The sequence below is a fragment of the Ferrovibrio sp. genome, from assembly GCF_046297895.1.
Taxonomy (GTDB): domain Bacteria; phylum Pseudomonadota; class Alphaproteobacteria; order Ferrovibrionales; family Ferrovibrionaceae; genus Ferrovibrio.
This window is the reverse complement of the sequence record NZ_JBKBHC010000006.1, coordinates 302,330-319,342: the sequence shown is the minus strand read 5'-3', so window position 1 is coordinate 319,342 and position 17,013 is coordinate 302,330. Positions and strand designations below refer to the sequence as shown.

The following is a 17,013-nucleotide window of genomic DNA, read 5'->3' as shown; positions in this document are numbered from 1 at the left end:
TGCTTCGGCCAGGCCCGTAGCATGGTATGACGACAGGCCCTGCCCGGCATGGCAGTCTGATCCCCACCCCTTCCGATTCCCTTTAGGCCCGATGTCCGACCTCCGTTCCAATCCCGCCGTCGAATATGCCCTGCTCGCCGCCCTGGCGACCCTGTGGGGTGCGTCCTACACCTTCATCAAGCTTGGCATCGCCACCATCCCGCCAGTGACGCTGATCGCAGCCCGCACATTGATCGCGAGCCTGCTGCTGCTGGCGATCCTGCAACTGCGCGGCATCCACCTGCCGCATGACCGCGAAACCTGGAAACGCTTTCTGTTCCAGGCCTGCCTCAACAGCGTGGTGCCCTTCACCCTGATCGCCTGGGCGGAATACAGCGTCGATGCCGGACTGGCGGCGATCCTGAATTCAACCACACCAATCTTTGCCTTCCTGCTGACCGTGGCAATCACCCGCCACGAGCCGACAACAGTACGCAAACTGTTCGGGGTGATTGCCGGCATGGCTGGCATCTGCCTGATCGTCGGCCTGCAGGCATTGAATGGTCTGGGCCGCGAACTGATCTCGCAGCTCGCCATCATCGCTGCTACCATCAGCTATGCCGGCGCGGCGATCTTCGGTCGCAATTTCAAGGGCCTCGATCCTCTGGTACCGGCAGCCGGCTCGCTGCTCTGCGGTACGGCCTTGCTGATCCCGGCCAGCCTGATCATCGACCGACCATGGACGCTGGAGCCCTCCACAAGCTCGATCCTAGCCCTGTTCGGCCTGTCGGTATTTTCCACCGCGCTGGCCTTCGCCATCTACTTCCGGCTGATCCATACCCTGGGTTCGGTCGGCACCACGGCGCAGGCCTATCTGCGCGTGCCCATAGGCGTGGGCATCGGCGTGCTTTTCCTGGGCGAAAGCCTTGGTCCTACCGCCTGGATCGGCTTTGTCTGTGTCTTTATCGGGGTATTAGCGATGACCCTGCCGACAAAGCCGAAGCAGGCAAACGCGCCGGCTAAATAGCTCCTACGCCCAGCCGCCGGCGATGGGAATGACATGGCCGGTAACGAAACCGCAGCGGCCACTGGCGAACAGCGCAACCAGTTCGGCCACCTCCTCCGGTTCGCCCAGGCGACCGAGCGGGATATTCTTCACCATCTTGGCCACGGCCTCCTTGTTGGCCAGCAGTTCGGGTGGGAAGTAATCCGGGTTCTTGATGTAGTTGGGGGCGATTGCGTTGACCGGGATGTTCCAGCGCGACAGTTCCTTCGACAGTGTCGGCACCATGGCATTGGCGCCGCCGCGCGCAATGGCATACATCGAATAATTCGGGATGCCGGTGAGCGGTGCGGCTGACGAGACAATCAGGATACGGCCGCCATCCTGCGCCTTCATCTGTGCCGCCGCCCGACCGATCAGCGTATAGGGCCAGACCATCAGGGCCTCGATGGCGCGGCGGAACTCGTCTGGGTCCGCTTCGTCGACGGCGGCGCGCACCGCTGGATAGGGATCGTTGGAAACCAGTGCGTCCAGCCGGCCGAAACGGCCGACGACTTCAGCAACCAGATCGGCGGGTGCCGTGGCGGCGCAGACTTCCGCGCCGGGCAAATCGGCCCGGAAAGCCTCGCGCACGGCCGGATCGGCGAAGGTCATGTCATGACAGACCACCGTCATCCCCTCGCGCACCAGGCGATGTACCGCGGTCGGGCCGATAAAATGCTTCACATGGGTGAGCAGGACGATCTGTGGCTGGCTCATGGTTTCCTCCGTTTATCGAGGAAATCCTAAGCCCTTCTCGTACCGGCGCAATTGCCACATTCCCATGACGCGGCGGCAACCGGTGTGTGGTCCGGCCCTGATACAGATCAAGGCAGGCGGTCATGCCATGGGGCAGTTTGCAGGTATGGGCAAACGCATTCTGATCCTGCTGGGCCATCCCGATCCGTCGCATGACCGGCTCTGCCGGGTGCTGGCCGAGGCCTATGCCGATGGCGCGCAGGCGGCGGGGCATGAAATCCGGCGCATCGATATCGCCACGCTCGATATACCTTATCTGCGCAGCCAGTCGGACTTCGAGCATGGTTTGCCGTCTGGCGCGTTGACCGAGGCGCAGGACGCCATTGCCTGGGCCGAGCATCTGCTGGTGATGTTTCCGCTCTGGCTCGGCGACATGCCGGCAATGCTGAAGGCGTTTTTCGAGCAGGTGCTGCGGCCCGGTTTCGCCTTCGCCTATCGCGCCAAAGGCTTACCGGAACAGCGACTGACCGGGCGCACTGCCCATGTGGCGATCACCATGGGCATGCCTGCCTTCGCCTATCGCTGGGTTTTCTTCGCCCATGCCCTGCGGCTGCTCAAGCGCAACATCCTGGGCTTTGTTGGAGTCAAGTGCGTGAACGAAACACTATTCGGTAACGTGGGCGGTACGAACGATGCCACGCGGCAAGCGTGGCTGGCCCGAATGCGCGAGGCCGGCAGAAAAGCAGCCTGAGCGAATTGTCAGGCTGCCCGTAACCGGCCTTCATGCAGGGTAACTATGCGGTCCATGCGCCGCGCCAGCTCCATATTATGGGTGGCGATCAGCGCGCCGATGCCGTTGTTGCGCACCAGACCGGTCAGTTCGGCGAACACCGTCTCGGCGGTCTTTTCATCCAGATTGCCGGTCGGCTCGTCTGCCAGCAGCAGGTCGGGCCTGCCCACCACGGCGCGGGCTATGGCCACGCGCTGCTGCTCGCCGCCCGACAGCCGCGCCGGACGATGGCTCAGGCGATGACCCAGCCCCAAATGCGTCAGCAATTCGGTGGCCTTCGCACCGGCCGCAGATGCGCTTTCGCCGCGCACCCGCAACGGCATGGCGGCGTTTTCCAGCGCCGAGAATTCCGGCAGCAGGTGGTGATACTGATAGACGAAGCCGATGCGATGGCGGCGGGTCAGCGTGCGCTCGGCATCATCCATTGCGCTGCAATCCTGCCCGCCGATCACAATGCGGCCCGAACTCGGCCGCTCCAGCAAGCCGGCGATATGCAACAGCGTGGACTTGCCCGAGCCTGACGGCCCAAGCAGGGCTACGATCTCGCCACCTTTTACGGTCAGCTCGACGCCACGCAACACCTCGACCGTCTCGCCACCCTGACTGAAGGTGCGGCGGATATCCTGCAGCTCCAGAACGTTACTCATACCGCAGCGCCTCCACCGGATCGAGGCGGGCGGCGCGCCAGCTGGGATACAGGGTTGCCAGCAGCGACAGCGCCAGCCCCATCGCCACGACATAGACGACCTCGGTGGAATCCACCTTGGACGGCAGCTGCGAGAGGAAATAGATCTCGGCGGGGAAAAGCTGCCAGCCGGTCAGGCTCTGCAGGAACTGACGGATATGCTCGATGTTGAGCGAGAATGCCAGGCCGAGGGCAAAGCCGCTGGTCGTACCCAGAACACCGATGCTGGCGCCGGCAATCACGAAGACACGCATGATAGAGGCGCGCGAGGTGCCCATGGTGCGCAGGATGGCGATGTCACGGCCCTTGTCCTTCACCAGCATGATCATGCTGGAGATGATATTGAAGGCCGCCACCACGATGATCAGCGTCAGGATCAGGAACATTACGTTGCGCTCGACCTCCAGCGCACTGACGAAATGAGCATTGGCCTGCTGCCAGTCGTAGATGCGGTATTGCGGACCCAGTCGCTGCATGATCTGCCGCGCGACCTGGCGTGCCTGGTCGGGATTCTCCAGCCGCACTTCCACCGCGCTGGCGGCATTGGGCAGGCGGAAATAGGTCTGCGCGGCCTCGAAGGGCACATAGACGAAAGCCGAGTCATACTCGAACATGCCCACATCGAAGATCGCCGCCACGCGGTAGCGCACCAGCCGCGGCACGCTGCCAAATGGCGTGGTATTATTCTGCGGCGATACCAGCGTAATCTGGTCGCCCAGCCGCAGGCCAAGCTTGCGTGCCAGCCGGTGGCCGATGGCAACTGCATCGTCACCCTCGAAATCCCTCAGGCTACCCTCGCGCAAACCTTTGGCGATGGCCCCTTCCCGCATCAGGTCGGCCTGGCGCACACCGCGTACCATCACGCCGGCGGCCGCGTTGTTGGCCGTCGCCATCACCTGGCCCTCGATCATCGGATTGGCCAGCACCACGCCGGGCATCTTGCCCACCGCATCGGCCACGAATTCGTAATCGGGCAGGCTGTTGCGCGATTCGAGCTGGATGGTGAGATGCCCGTTCAGCCCCAGGATGCGGCCCAGCAACTCGGCGCGAAATCCATTCATCACACTCATCACGATGATCAGGGTGGCCACCCCCAGCATGATGCCGAGGAAGGAGAACACCGCGATCACGGAGATGAAGCCCTCTTGCCGGCGCGCACGCAGATAGCGCAGCGCCAGCATCCACTCAAACCTGGAAAAGAAGGGCATGCGTTGTCCTTGGATGATTACGCGGCCCGCAGGGCGGCCAGCCTGTTCAGCACCGCTTCGGGGGTGATCTCTTCCTTCTCGCCGGTGGCACGGTTCTTCACTTCGACCGTCCCCGCCTTCACGCCACGCGGACCGATGGTCACCTGGTATGGCAGGCCGATCAGATCCATGGTGGCGAACTTGGCGCCAGCGCGTTCGTCGCGGTCGTCATACAGCACGTCGAAGCCGGCGGCCTGCAGCTTTGCATAGAGTGATTCGGAGGCCGCGTCGCAATCCTTGTCACCGACCTTCAGGTTGATCAGACCGACATGGAAAGGTGCAACGCTGAACGGCCAGATGATGCCGTTATCGTCATGGCTCGCCTCGATAATACCGCCGACCAGACGCGACACGCCGATACCGTAGGAACCCATCTCCAGCGTGATGCTTTCGCCACCCGGCCCCTGCACCACCGCACCCATCGGCTTGGAATATTTGGTGCCGAAATAAAAGATATGGCCCACCTCGATGCCGCGGGCCGCCACCTGACGGTCTTTGGGCAGGGCCTCAAAGCGCGCTGTATCGTGTTTTTCATCCGTGGCCGCATATGGCGCAGTCCAGGAATCCACGATGGGCTGCAGGTCAGAACTGTAATCGACCTTCTCGCTCAGCACATCGCGCTCGATCAGGGCCTTGTCGCAGAACACGCCGCTTTCGCCGGTTTCGGCCAGCACGATGAATTCGTGGCTGAGATCGCCACCGATGGGGCCCGTATCTGCCTGCATTGGGATAGCCTTCAGACCCAGTCGTGCGAAGGTGCGCAGGTAGGCCACGAACATGCGGTTGTAGGAGCGCCGCGCACCAGCCTGGTCGAGATCGAAGGAATAGGCATCCTTCATCAGGAATTCTCGACCACGCATCACGCCGAAACGCGGGCGCACTTCGTCGCGGAATTTCCACTGTATGTGATAGAGAATCTTCGGCAGGTCGCGATAGCTCTTCCACTCAGATGCCACGATATCGGTGAGCATCTCCTCGTTGGTCGGGCCGTAGAGCAAGGGCCGTTCGTGACGGTCGGTAATGCGCAGCATCTCCTTGCCGTAATCCTCATAGCGGCCGCTTTTCTGCCACAACTCGGCCGGCTGGATGGTCGGCATCAGCAATTCCTGGGCCCCAGCCGCATCCTGCTCCTCGCGCACGATCTGCTCGATCTTTTTCAGCACGCGATGACCCAGCGGCAGCCAGCTGTAGATGCCGGCGGCGGTCTGCCGGATCATGCCGGCGCGCAGCATCAGCCGATGGCTGACGATCTGCGCTTCGCTCGGGTTTTCCTTGAGGACGGGCAGGAAATAGCTGCTGAGCCGCATGGGTATGACAATCCTGTGGGGTAACGGAGATGGCGGGATATTGGGGCGTTTTTAAGGCCGCGGCCCACCACCCGCAAGGATCGGGACGATCAGCGCCGTGGCGGCTGGTGTTTGGCCAGATAGTCGCGGCAGGCAGTCGCCAAGGCATCCTCACCCTTGGGATCCAGCGGCTGGCCGTTGAAAGCCAGCCGGCCCGTTTTCGGGTCGATGGCCACCTTCCCCACACCGGTCTCGGCTTTGCCCATGCGCGGCGGCGTACGGCTGCCCAGCAGGGTTTCCAGGGGTATGAGCAGGTCGAGGGTGATGGGCCCTTCCATGGGGAACGGATTGCTGCCCGGCAGATCGGCTGGCGCGACCGGCCGCCCCTGGGAATCGACGTCTCGGCCCGGCTGGTAGGTCACATCCGGAGCCGGCTGATGCATGGTCACGCTGCCCTGGCGGGCCAGCAGGCGGCGACAGTCGACGGCATCCAGCACAATCACAGTTGGCAGGGTCCCTGACGGCGACTCGGATGGTGTTTTTGGGGTCTGGGAGGCCTGCGCGCAGGCCCCGGAGGCCATAAACAAGGCCACCAGCAGGCCGGGTAGAATTACAGCGGTCGCAAGCAGGCGCATCCCACAACCTTGGCGGCGCATTATTACCATTTTGTTAGGAAGCCATAACTTTTCGGGTGACACCGGTTTCATCATTCGGTATAGAAAATACGCAACCGCTTGGTAACAGGCGGCCCAAGTCTGGGGAGGCTTAAACTTACCCGCGAGACGGGATACGGAGCGAGGCATGTCCTTGCTCCTTTCTTTTTTTGGCGACCCGCCTTAGCGATTCCCGAGAATTTTCCCGCTTAAGTAGCGACTCGGAAGCTTCCGATACCCGGATACCGGCGCTGTCTTACAGACCACGCCCCAGCAGGTCGTTCAGGCCCAGCAGGTCGTAATAACCGACCGCAAAATAGATGCCGAACAGCACGCAACTGATCGCGAATGTGAGCAGGAACTTGAAGCCCAGACGCGGATTCACGGGCGCGGAATCGGCCTGGCCAGGCAGCTTGGTCTCGCCGGCCTCGTCCGGCGTCTTCACGCCGATGGGCAACACGCAGAACAGCACCACCATGTAGATGATGACAAAGGCAATGCTGTTGTTGAACCAGGTCATGCCCGAACCGCCGGCTCAGATCTGTTCGATCTCGACCAGAGTGCCGCAGAAGTCCTTCGGATGCAGGAACAGCACCGGCTTGCCGTGCGCCCCGATCTTCGGCTCGCCGTCGCCCAGCACGCGTGCGCCCTCGGCCTTCAGCTTGTCGCGGGCGGCGATGATGTCATCCACCTCGTAGCAGACATGATGCATGCCGCCCGAAGGATTGTTGGCCAGGAACTTCGCGATGGGCGAATTCTCGCCCAGCGGATGCAGCAACTCGATCTTGGTATTGGGCAGTTCGACGAACACCACCGTGACGCCATGGTCGGGCTCATCGACCGGCGCCGAGACCTTGGCTCCGAGCGTGTTGGCATAGGTGGCCGCGGCGGTGGCAAGGTTGGGTACGGCAATGGCGACGTGGTTGAGGCGGCCGATCATGGCGGTCGTTTCCCTGCGGTCTGTGGTCGTTTTCTGCAGTGCAATATGGGGCCGGCCGGGCCCGGGGGCAAGGCGTGACGTTGCGTCAGCAGCGCACGAGGTGGCCCCTAATCCGGCATACGGATGACATGCACCTGGGTGATCGGCTTGCGGCCGGTCAGCCCCTTCAGCACGGACCGCAGGGCCCGGTGGGCCGCCTGTTCCAAGTTGCCATCATCGCGGTGGGCGCCTGGTTTCAGCCGGTCGACGGCGGCAGCGATCTCGGCCGCGATTTCGGCCCCGATCAGTTCGGCATCGCCGTTCACCACGCCTGAAAGCTTTACGTGTGGCCGTGTCTGCAACCGCCCCTCGCCATCCACGACCAGGCTGACCGAGGCGGCGCCGTTGAAGGCCAGCTTGCGGCGTACCTGCAGCGCGCCTCCCTGGACCGGCACCAGTTCGTCGCCGTCTATGGCCAGCCGGCCCGAAGGCACCTGCTCGACGACATCCGGCGCGCCAGGCGCCAGCCGGATCAGGTCGCCATTACGCGGCACGATGCCATGCGGCACCTGCAGGCTCTGGGCAAAACGGGCATGTTCCACCAGATGGCGCGGCTCACCATGCACCGGCACGGCGATCTGCGGCCGCGCCAGGCGATACATCTCGGCCAACTCGTCGCGCGAGGGATGACCGGAGACGTGGATGAAGGCATCCTTCTCGGTGATCACCTCGATGCCGTTGCGCACCAGCTCGTTATGCAGGCGGAACAGTGTGCGTTCGTTACCGGGGATGATCTTGGAAGAAAAGGCCACCGTGTCGCCCGGCGATAGCACCACATGGGGGTGACTGTTGAAGGCGATGCGCGCCATGGCGCCGCGCGGCTCGCCCTGGCAGCCGGTGCAGACATACATAATCTTCTCGCGCGGCAGGAACCCAGCCTCGCGCTCGTCTACCAGATTGGGAATGTGTTCGAGATAGCCATTCTCGCGTGCCGCCTGGATGAAACGGTGCAGCGAACGCCCGATCAGGCAGATATGGCGGCCCAGATGCGCCGCCACCGAAAACAGGCTTTCAAGCCGCGCCAGATTTGAGGAAAACGTCGTTACGGCGATCCGGCCGGGCTTGTTGGCCAGCACCTGCATCAGGCTGTCGCGCACGTCGCCTTCCGAACCGGAATGGCCGCGGTTGAAAACATTGGTGCTGTCGCAGACCAGGGCCAGCACGCCCCTGTCGCCATAGCCGCGCAGGGTTTCCACCTCCGTCTGCGGTCCGAGCACCGGGCGGGGATCAAGTTTCCAGTCGCCGGTATGCAGCACCACGCCGGCCGGAGTCTCGATGGCCAGCGCCTGGCTCTCGGGCGTGGAATGCGTGATGTTCATCGAGCGGATCTTGAACGGCCCGAGTTCGATTATCTCGCCGGGTTTGTAGACGTGTACCGGCACCTCGTCGGCCAGTCCCTTCTCTTCCAGCTTCTTGCGCAGCACACTGGCTGCAAAACCAGTGGCCCAGACAGGGCAGCGCAGTTCCTCCCAGACATGGCTGATGGCGCCCAGATGGTCCTCGTGGGCATGGGTCAGTACGACGCCCAGTAGGCGTTCGCGCCGGCCGGCGATCCAGGTCACATCCGGCAGCACCAGATCAACGCCCGGCATGCCTTCGTCGGCAAAGCTGGTGCCCAGGTCGACCATCAGCCACCGGTCCCCGAACCCATAAAGGTTCAGGTTCATGCCGATCTCGTTCACCCCGCCCAGCGGGAGGAAATACAGGCTGTTCTGGTCCAGGCGTTCGGACATGCGGTTTATGTCGTGCTGCGCCGGTGGATTTCGATAAGGCCGCGCACCGTGATATCCGGCACGATCTGCTCGATCACGGCGGTGGCACCATCGAACACCGGGGCCAGTCCGCCGGTGGAAATCACCTTCATCGGCCGGCCGAATTCGGTGCGGATTCGGGCAACGATGCCTTCGATCAGCCCGACATAGCCCCAGAAGACACCAGAATGCATGCAGGCAATGGTGGTGGTGCCGATCACTGTCTTGGGCTTTTCCACCACGATGCGCGGCAGCAGGGCTGTCGCATTCACCAGCGCCTCAATCGAAAGGTTGATGCCCGGCGCGATCACGCCGCCACAATAACTGCCCTCTTCATCCACCACGTCAAACGTGGTGGCAGTGCCGAAATCGACCACAACCATCGGTGTCCTGGGGAACAGAACGGCCGCGCCCACGGTGTTGCAGATCCGGTCGGCGCCGGCCCCCTGCCCCTTGATCTGGATGCCGTATGTCACATTCGGTTCACCCAGCACCAGCGGCTCGGTGTTGAAGTAACGGGTGCAGAGCCGGCGCAGGTTGAAAGTGGCCTGGGGCACCACGCTGGCGATGATTGCGCTATCGATGGCCTTGGGGTCGATGCCCTCGATCTGCATGAGTTGCAGCAGCCAGACGGCATGCTCATCGGCCGTGCGCATCGCCGAAGTGTGCTGGCGCCATTCGCCGACGATACGGTCGCCGTCGATCACGCCGAATTTCACGTTGGTGTTGTTGGCATTGATGGCGAGCAACATGGCGTCGTCCTTTCAGCCGGCCGGGAAAACGTCACCAGCGGTGACAGTCTGCACGCGACCGTCTGGCATTTCCAGAAGCAAGGCACCGCTATCGTCCAGCGCCACGAAACGGCCGTGCAATTCCCGATCCGGCAGCCGTACCACGGCAGGCAGGCCCAGCCCCTGGGCTTTTTTCAGCCAGGCCTCGCGCACCGGAGCGAAACCCTCCTGCCGCCAGCGGCCGTACCAGTAGCCATAGCGGGCCAGCAGCCAAGGCGCAAAATCCTCCGGCATGACCTGCACGCCATGGGCAACCAACGCCGTGGCCGGATAAGGAGCCTGTTCGGGATGGCGTGCCAGGTTGACGCCGATACCCACCGTGACCCAGTCGAGTTCGCCATCAGGCCGCGTACGGGATTCCAGGAGGATGCCGGCGATCTTGGCGCCATTCACCAGCACATCATTGGGCCATTTGCAGGTGATGGCGGGCCCGAGCTGCGGCGCCGCCAGTTCCAGCGCCTCGGCCAATGCCACGGCGGTAAGGAAAGACAGAGTTGCGGCCTGCGCGGGTGGCACGCTTGGCCGCAGCAGCAGCGAGATAAAAAGATTGCCGGCCGGTGACTCCCAAGCCCGGCCGCGGCGGCCACGGCCTGCCGTCTGGCTGCGCGCCAGCACGGCCAGCCCTTCAGCCGCGCCGATTTCAGCCTGGCGACGGACTTCCTCGTTAGTGCTGTCGAGGACGTCGAACGTCCGCAGATCCCACTTCATAGCGTGGGTCCGCCAGCCCTGCCCCGCTTACGGAAACAGTGCCTTGGCGGCAGTCTCGGCAGCAGCCAGCAGCGGGCCCGGCATCACGAAAAACAGGATCGTGAACAGACCGGTCAAGGTCATCACCGCGCCCAGCTCGCCGCGTACCGGCTTGGCCAGCGGCTCGGCCGCTTCGTCGAAATACATGATCTTGACGATGCGCAGGTAGTAATACGCGCCCACGACCGAGCTGAGTACGCCGAGCACCGCCAGGACATAGAGCTTGGCATTGATCGCCGCCATGAAGACATAGAATTTGCCGAAGAACCCAGCCAGCGGCGGCACGCCCGCCAGCGAGAACATGAAGGCGGCCAGCAGCAGTGCCATGCCGGGATGGGTCTTGGCCAGACCGGCCAGGTCCTGCACGCCTTCCACCATGCGATCTTTCTGGCGCATCGAGAGAATGATCGCGAAGGTACCGACGTTCATGGCCAGATAGATGGCCAGATAGATCAGGATACCGCGCACGCCTTCCGGCGTGCCGGCGGCCAGGCCGACCAGGGCATATCCCACATGGCCGATCGAGGAATAGGCCATCAGGCGCTTGATGTTGCTCTGGGCGATGGCGGCGAAAGCGCCGAGGATCATGCTGAGCGCGCTGACCACGATGACGATCTGCTGCCAGTCATGGGCGATCTCGCCAAACGGGCTGAGCATTGCACGCACGAACAGGGCCATAGCCGCCACCTTGGGTGCCACGGCGAAGAAAGCCGTCACTGGCGTCGGCGCACCCTCGTAAACGTCGGGCGTCCACATATGGAACGGCACGGCCGAAACCTTGAAGGCAAGGCCGGCGCAGAGGAAGACGATACCGACGACGAGCCCGATGGACGCTTGGCCCTGGGCTTCGGCCAGCGACTGCGCGATCAGCGGGAAGCTGGTTGAGCCGGCGAAGCCATAGATCATCGAGCTGCCATAGAGCAGCATGCCCGACGACAATGCGCCGAGCACGAAATACTTCAGACCCGCCTCGGTGGCGCGGCCGGAATCGCGCTTGAACGCGGCCAGGACGTAAAGCGATAGCGACTGGAGCTCAAGCCCCAGATAGAGCGCGATCAGGTCGTTGGCCGAAACCATCATCAGCATGCCGGTGCTGGCCAGCAGGATCAGCACTGGATATTCGAAACGCTCCATCCGTTCGTAGCGGATGTATCCGAGCGACTGGATGATCGAGAAAGCCGAGCCGATCAGGATCAGTATCTTGGCGAAGCGGCCGAAACCGTCGGCGATGAACATGTCGCCGAAAGTGGTCAGGCTTCCGGCCGGCTGAAGCCCGACCAGAAGGATGGCAACGGCGAGCACGGCAACGGCCAGCCACGACACCAGGCGGGTTGAAGTATCGCCGCGGAAGACACCGAAGATCAGCAGTGCCATCGAGGCCAGGGCAAGCCAGATCTCCGGATAGGCCGGCGCCAGGGCGGGCATGGTCGAAGCGGTCACGGGTCGAACTCCTCTTCCGCTCTATCGGGCGGCGGTCGCCACCGCCTTGGCGGCGGCAAGCGCAGTCTGATGCTGTTCCAGCAGGTGCTTGGCCGAGGCGGCAATCACGTCGAAGAAGGGCGCAGGATAGATGCCCATCCACAGGGTCATGATCACCAGCGGCGCAAATATGGCGATCTCACGTGGGCTGAGATCGACCAGCGCCTTCAGGTCGGCCTTGGTCAACTCGCCGAACACCACGCGGCGATACAGCCACAGCGCATAGGCCGCAGCGAAGATCACGCCCGAGGTGGCGATCAGGGCGACCCAGGTGTTGGCCTGGAAGGCGCCGACCAAGGTGAGCAGTTCGCCGACGAACCCGCCAGTACCCGGCAGGCCCACATTGGCCATGGTGAACAACATGAAGACGAAAGCGTATTTCGGCATGTTGTTGACCAGGCCGCCATAACGCGCGATCTCGCGGGTATGCAGGCGGTCGTAAACCACGCCGACGCAGAGGAACAGCGCGCCCGACACGATACCGTGGCTGAGCATCTGGAAGATCGCACCCTCGACGCCCTGGGTGTTGAACGTGAAGATGCCCATGGTGACAAAGCCCATATGGGCCACCGACGAATAGGCGATCAGTTTCTTCATGTCCTCCTGCACCAACGCCACCAGCGAGGCGTAGACGATGGCGATCACACTGAGTGCGAAGACGAAGGGTGCGAAATACTCGCTGGCCAACGGGAACATCGGCAGCGAAAAGCGCAGGAAGCCATAGCCGCCCATCTTCAGCAGCACGGCAGCCAGGATCACCGAGCCGGCCGTCGGCGCTTCCACGTGCGCATCGGGCAGCCAGGTATGCACCGGCCACATCGGCATCTTCACGGCAAACGAGGCGAAGAAGGCCAGCCATAGCCATGTCTGCGCCTGCGCCGAGAACAGCCCGGTCTTCATCAGGCTCGGGATATCGGTCGTGCCGGCGGTGAAATACATATACAGAATCGCCAGCAGCATCAGCACCGAGCCGAGCAGCGTGTAGAGGAAGAACTTGAAGCTGGCGTAGATGCGGCGCTTGCCGCCCCAGATGCCGATGATCAGGAACATCGGGATCAGGCCGGCCTCGAAGAACAGGTAGAACAGCACCAGGTCGAGCGCGCAGAACACACCGATCATGAGGGTTTCCATGACCAGGAAGGCGATCATGTATTCCTTGACGCGGGTCTCGATGGCTTCCCACGAGGCGAGAATGCAGAATGGCATCAGGAAGGTGGTCAGGATAACGAACAGCATCGAAATGCCGTCGACACCCATATGGTAGTTGATGCCGGCGGCTATCCAGTCGGTCTTTTCCACGAACTGGAAGGCGGCGGTCGAATTATCGAAATTCAGCCAGATCAGCAGCGACACCGCGAAGGTGATCGTGGTGGTCCAGAGAGCCACGGCGCGGGCGTTACGGGCCACGATCTCCTCCGGCCCACGGGCCAGGAAGATGAACGCGGCTCCCGCCAGCGGCAGGAAGGTGACGATCGACAGCAAGGGCATGCTCGACATCGGATTAGTGCCCCATCGCACTGAAGAAATAGGTCACCAGCGCCGCCACGCCGATCAGCATGGCGAAGGCATAGTGATAGACATAGCCGGTCTGCAGGATCGAGGCCCGCTTGGCCAACCGCACCACGGTGGCGGCGAAACCATCGGGCCCGAAGCCGTCGATGATCTTGCCGTCGCCACCCTTCCAGAATATCCGGCCGAGCCAGAATGACGGCCGCACGAAGACGCGGTCGTAAAGCTCGTCGAAATACCACTTGTTCAGCAGGAACTGATACAGCATCCGGTGCTGACGGGCCGCCGCCACGGGTAGGCCGGTGTCGCGGATATAGGCCAGCCAGGCGATGGCAATCCCGATGACGCCAACGATGATCGGGCCGACCTTGACAAGGAAGGGCACGTTATGGGCCTCGTCCATGGCCTTGTTCTCGGGCAGGATGAAAATCGCTTCGCCCCAGAATTCGCGCCAGTGATGGCCGACGAAGCCGTCATAGAAGGCAATGCCGGCAAAGACCGCACCGAAAGCCAGCACGAACAATGGCGCCAACATCACCATTGGGCTTTCATGCACATGCTCCATGACGTGATGGTCGGCACGCGGCGCGCCATGGAAGGTCATGAACAGCAGGCGCCAGGAATAGAAAGCCGTCAGGATCGCTGCGGCCATGCCCAGTACATAGGCATAGGTACCCACCCCGCCGGCGGCATAAGCCACTTCCAGGATCATGTCCTTGGAATAATAGCCGGCAAAAATCGGGAAACCTGCCAGCGCGAGGCTGCCGATCCACATCATCGCATAGGTGACCTTGATGTGTTTCCACAGACCGCCCATGTTGCGCATGTCCTGCTCGCCATCAACGGCGTGAATCACCGAGCCGGCACCGAGGAAGAGCAACGCCTTGAAGAAGGCGTGGGTGAACAGGTGGAAGATCGCGGCTGGATAGGCCGAGACGCCCAGCGCGAAGAACATGTAGCCGAGCTGCGAGCAGGTCGAATAGGCGATCACACGCTTGATGTCGTTCTGCGCCAGGCCCACGGTGGCTGCGAAGAAGGCCGTACTGGCACCGATCACAGCCACGAAGGCCAGCGTGTCCGGCGCGTATTCGAACAGCGGCGAACAGCGTGCCACCATGAAGACGCCGGCAGTCACCATCGTCGCGGCATGGATCAGGGCCGAAACAGGGGTCGGGCCCTCCATGGCGTCCGGCAGCCAGGTGTGCAGGCCAAGCTGGGCTGACTTGCCCATGGCGCCCAGGAACAGCAGGAAGGTGGCAACCGTGAGGATATCCCAGTCCTTCCAGAGGAAATGGAAGGTCTTGCCAGCCAGATCCGGCGCGGCCTTGAAGACGGCATCGAAGGTAACCGAGCCGGTGGCCAGGAACAGCGCGAAGATGCCGAGTGCGAAGCCGAAATCGCCGACGCGGTTGACCACGAAAGCCTTGATGGCCGCGGCATTGGCCGAGGGTTTCTTGAACCAGAAACCGATCAGCAGGTAGGAGGCCAGGCCCACGCCTTCCCAGCCCATGTAGAGCTGCACGAAGTTGTCGGCCGTCACCAGCATAAGCATGGCGAAGGTGAACAGCGACAGATAGGCAAAAAAGCGCGGCCGATGCTCGTCATGGCTCATGTAGCCGACGCTGTAGACATGCACGACGGCCGACACGGTATTGACAACCACCAGCATGACGGCGGTGAGCTGGTCGATCTTCAGCGCCCAGTCGACGCTGAAGCTGCCGGAATCGATCCAGTCCAGAACCTTCACGTTGACAACCATGCCCTTGGAAATCACCAGATAGAAGGCAATCCAGGACAGGATGGCAGAAACGATCACAGCGGCGCAGGTGACCGCCATGGCGGCAACATCGCCGATACGGCGCCCGAAGAAGCCGGCGATAATCGCGGCCAGCAGGGGCAGGAAAACGATCAGATGGTACATCGTCATCGCCGCCTCAGCCCTTCATCATGTTGATGTCTTCAACCGCGATGGTGCCGCGGTTGCGGAAATAGACCACCAGGATCGCCAGACCAATTGCCGCCTCGCCCGCCGCAACGGTGAGCACGAACAGCGCGAAGACCTGGCCGACCAGATCGTTCAGGTGGGTGGAAAACGCCACCAGGTTCAGGTTCACCGCTAGCAGCATCAGCTCGATCGACATCAGGATGACGATCACGTTCTTGCGGTTCAGGAATATGCCGATGATTCCCAGCGTGAATAGGATCGCTGCGACAGTGAGGTAGTGTCCGAGGCCGATGGTCATGTTCAGATTCCCTTCCGCGGCTCGACCTTGCGGATCGCCACTGCGGCATCGCGCGGGCGGCTGACCTGCTCTGAAATGCTCTGGCGCTTTACGCCCGGACGCGAGCGCAGGGTGAGCACGATGGCGCCGATCATGGCGACCAGCAGGATCAGGCCGGCGCCCTGGAACAGGTAGATGTATTTGGTATAGAGCACCGCACCGAGCGCATGGGTGTTGGTGACCTGGTCAACCGGCGGGATCGGGTCGGTGGCAAGCGACTTCGCCGCCGGCGTAATCACCCACCCGCCCAGCACCAGGGCCAACTCGACCAGCAGGATCAGGCCGATCAGGCCGCCAATCGGCAGGTATTGCAGGAAACCCTGGCGCAGTTCGACGAAATTGATGTCGAGCATCATCACGACGAAAAGGAACAGTACCGCCACGGCGCCGACATAGACGATCACCAGGATCATGCCGAGGAATTCCGCGCCCATCAGCACGAACAGGCCAGCCGCATTGAAGAAGGCCAGGATCAGGAAGAGTACGGAATGCACCGGATTACGCGAGGCGATCACCATGAAGCCGGAGGCGACGGTGATCGCTGCGAACAGGTAGAAGGCCAAGGCCTGGATGATCATAGTTTACCCCCTCGCCTGCGATGCGCTCAGCGGTACGGCGCGTCAGCGGCGATGTTGCGCGAAATCTCGTATTCCCAGCGCTCGCCATTCGCGAGCAGCTTGTCCTTGTTGTAGAACAGCTCTTCGCGCGTCTCGGTGGCGAATTCGAAATTCGGCCCCTCGACGATGGCATCCACCGGACAGGCTTCCTGACAGAAGCCGCAATAGATGCACTTGGTCATATCGATGTCGTAACGCGTGGTGCGGCGGGAACCGTCTTCACGCGGTTCAGCCTCGATGGTGATGGCCTGGGCCGGGCAGATCGCCTCGCACAGCTTGCAGGCGATGCAGCGCTCTTCGCCGTTGGCATAGCGGCGCAGGGCATGCTCGCCGCGGAACCGCGGGCTGAGCGGGCCTTTTTCGTAGGGGTAGTTCAGCGTCGCGCGCTTCTTGAACATGTAGCTGAAAGTCAGGCCAAGCCCCTTCACCACTTCCCAGAGGAAGATGGCACGGGCACCGCGGTCGAGCAGAGCCATG

At 62.5% G+C, this 17,013-nt stretch carries 18 protein-coding genes; 2 read left to right on the top strand and 16 right to left on the bottom strand.

Features of this window, described 5'->3' with window-relative positions:
* Positions 1 to 91: 91 nt before the first annotated feature.
* A complete protein-coding gene (locus tag ACK4FK_RS12745) occupies positions 92 to 1,006 on the top strand; it encodes a DMT family transporter (protein WP_409745338.1) in 915 nt (304 codons plus the stop codon).
* 3 nt (positions 1,007 to 1,009) lie between these two features.
* On the opposite strand, the gene ACK4FK_RS12740 is transcribed toward ACK4FK_RS12745, so the two are convergent.
* On the bottom strand, positions 1,010 to 1,741 hold the full coding sequence (locus tag ACK4FK_RS12740; protein WP_409745337.1) for an SDR family oxidoreductase: 732 nt from the start codon (positions 1,739 to 1,741) through the stop codon (positions 1,010 to 1,012).
* A gap of 145 nt (positions 1,742 to 1,886) precedes the next feature.
* Between ACK4FK_RS12740 and ACK4FK_RS12735 the strand changes: the two genes are divergently transcribed.
* On the top strand, positions 1,887 to 2,471 hold the full coding sequence (locus ACK4FK_RS12735; protein ID WP_409745336.1) for an NAD(P)H-dependent oxidoreductase: 585 nt from the start codon (positions 1,887 to 1,889) through the stop codon (positions 2,469 to 2,471).
* A gap of 8 nt (positions 2,472 to 2,479) precedes the next feature.
* On the opposite strand, the gene ACK4FK_RS12730 is transcribed toward ACK4FK_RS12735, so the two are convergent.
* The 15 genes from ACK4FK_RS12730 to nuoI all read right to left on the bottom strand — a co-directional run bounded on the left by ACK4FK_RS12730 (position 2,480) and on the right by nuoI (position 17,012).
* Positions 2,480 to 3,157 (bottom strand): ABC transporter ATP-binding protein, encoded by a 678-nt coding sequence (locus ACK4FK_RS12730; RefSeq protein WP_409745335.1) that lies wholly within the window; start codon positions 3,155 to 3,157, stop codon positions 2,480 to 2,482.
* Positions 3,150 to 4,403: a lipoprotein-releasing ABC transporter permease subunit gene (locus ACK4FK_RS12725; RefSeq protein WP_409745334.1), complete on the bottom strand. Its 1,254-nt coding sequence runs from the start codon at positions 4,401 to 4,403 to the stop codon at positions 3,150 to 3,152. Before ACK4FK_RS12725 ends, ACK4FK_RS12730 begins: the two co-directional genes overlap by 8 nt.
* Positions 4,404 to 4,420: 17 nt before the next feature.
* A complete protein-coding gene (gene proS, locus ACK4FK_RS12720; RefSeq protein ID WP_409745333.1) occupies positions 4,421 to 5,749 on the bottom strand; it encodes a proline--tRNA ligase in 1,329 nt (442 codons plus the stop codon).
* 89 nt (positions 5,750 to 5,838) lie between these two features.
* Positions 5,839 to 6,231 carry a hypothetical protein gene (locus tag ACK4FK_RS12715; RefSeq protein ID WP_409745332.1) on the bottom strand — a complete coding sequence of 131 codons (393 nt, stop codon included), beginning with the start codon at positions 6,229 to 6,231 and terminating at the stop codon, positions 5,839 to 5,841.
* A gap of 406 nt (positions 6,232 to 6,637) precedes the next feature.
* Positions 6,638 to 6,901 carry a DUF1467 family protein gene (locus ACK4FK_RS12710; protein ID WP_409745331.1) on the bottom strand — a complete coding sequence of 88 codons (264 nt, stop codon included), beginning with the start codon at positions 6,899 to 6,901 and terminating at the stop codon, positions 6,638 to 6,640.
* Between the two features lie 15 nt (positions 6,902 to 6,916).
* Entirely contained in the window at positions 6,917 to 7,321 is a 405-nt protein-coding gene (gene mce, locus ACK4FK_RS12705) for a methylmalonyl-CoA epimerase (protein WP_409745330.1), read from the bottom strand.
* Between the two features lie 107 nt (positions 7,322 to 7,428).
* The gene (locus ACK4FK_RS12700; protein WP_409745329.1) at positions 7,429 to 9,093 is read right to left on the bottom strand and encodes a ribonuclease J; all 1,665 of its coding nucleotides are present in this window, start codon (positions 9,091 to 9,093) and stop codon (positions 7,429 to 7,431) included.
* Between the two features lie 5 nt (positions 9,094 to 9,098).
* A complete protein-coding gene (locus tag ACK4FK_RS12695) occupies positions 9,099 to 9,863 on the bottom strand; it encodes a type III pantothenate kinase (RefSeq protein WP_409745328.1) in 765 nt (254 codons plus the stop codon).
* Between the two features lie 12 nt (positions 9,864 to 9,875).
* Positions 9,876 to 10,610, bottom strand: a complete 735-nt coding sequence (locus tag ACK4FK_RS12690) for a biotin--[acetyl-CoA-carboxylase] ligase (protein ID WP_409745327.1) — start codon at positions 10,608 to 10,610, stop codon at positions 9,876 to 9,878.
* 27 nt (positions 10,611 to 10,637) lie between these two features.
* Complete coding sequence (nuoN, locus tag ACK4FK_RS12685; RefSeq protein ID WP_409745370.1) at positions 10,638 to 12,074, bottom strand: NADH-quinone oxidoreductase subunit NuoN; 1,437 nt, start codon at positions 12,072 to 12,074, stop codon at positions 10,638 to 10,640.
* A 36-nt stretch (positions 12,075 to 12,110) separates the two neighbouring features.
* Positions 12,111 to 13,625: an NADH-quinone oxidoreductase subunit M gene (locus ACK4FK_RS12680; RefSeq protein WP_409745326.1), complete on the bottom strand. Its 1,515-nt coding sequence runs from the start codon at positions 13,623 to 13,625 to the stop codon at positions 12,111 to 12,113.
* Positions 13,626 to 13,629: 4 nt separating this feature from the next.
* Entirely contained in the window at positions 13,630 to 15,558 is a 1,929-nt protein-coding gene (gene nuoL, locus ACK4FK_RS12675) for an NADH-quinone oxidoreductase subunit L (RefSeq protein ID WP_409745369.1), read from the bottom strand.
* Between the two features lie 13 nt (positions 15,559 to 15,571).
* Complete coding sequence (gene nuoK / locus ACK4FK_RS12670; RefSeq protein ID WP_300298993.1) at positions 15,572 to 15,880, bottom strand: NADH-quinone oxidoreductase subunit NuoK; 309 nt, start codon at positions 15,878 to 15,880, stop codon at positions 15,572 to 15,574.
* Positions 15,881 to 15,882: 2 nt separating this feature from the next.
* On the bottom strand, positions 15,883 to 16,497 hold the full coding sequence (locus tag ACK4FK_RS12665) for an NADH-quinone oxidoreductase subunit J (RefSeq protein WP_409745325.1): 615 nt from the start codon (positions 16,495 to 16,497) through the stop codon (positions 15,883 to 15,885).
* Positions 16,498 to 16,523: 26 nt separating this feature from the next.
* The gene (nuoI, locus tag ACK4FK_RS12660; protein WP_409745324.1) at positions 16,524 to 17,012 is read right to left on the bottom strand and encodes an NADH-quinone oxidoreductase subunit NuoI; all 489 of its coding nucleotides are present in this window, start codon (positions 17,010 to 17,012) and stop codon (positions 16,524 to 16,526) included.
* Position 17,013 lies beyond the last annotated feature (1 nt).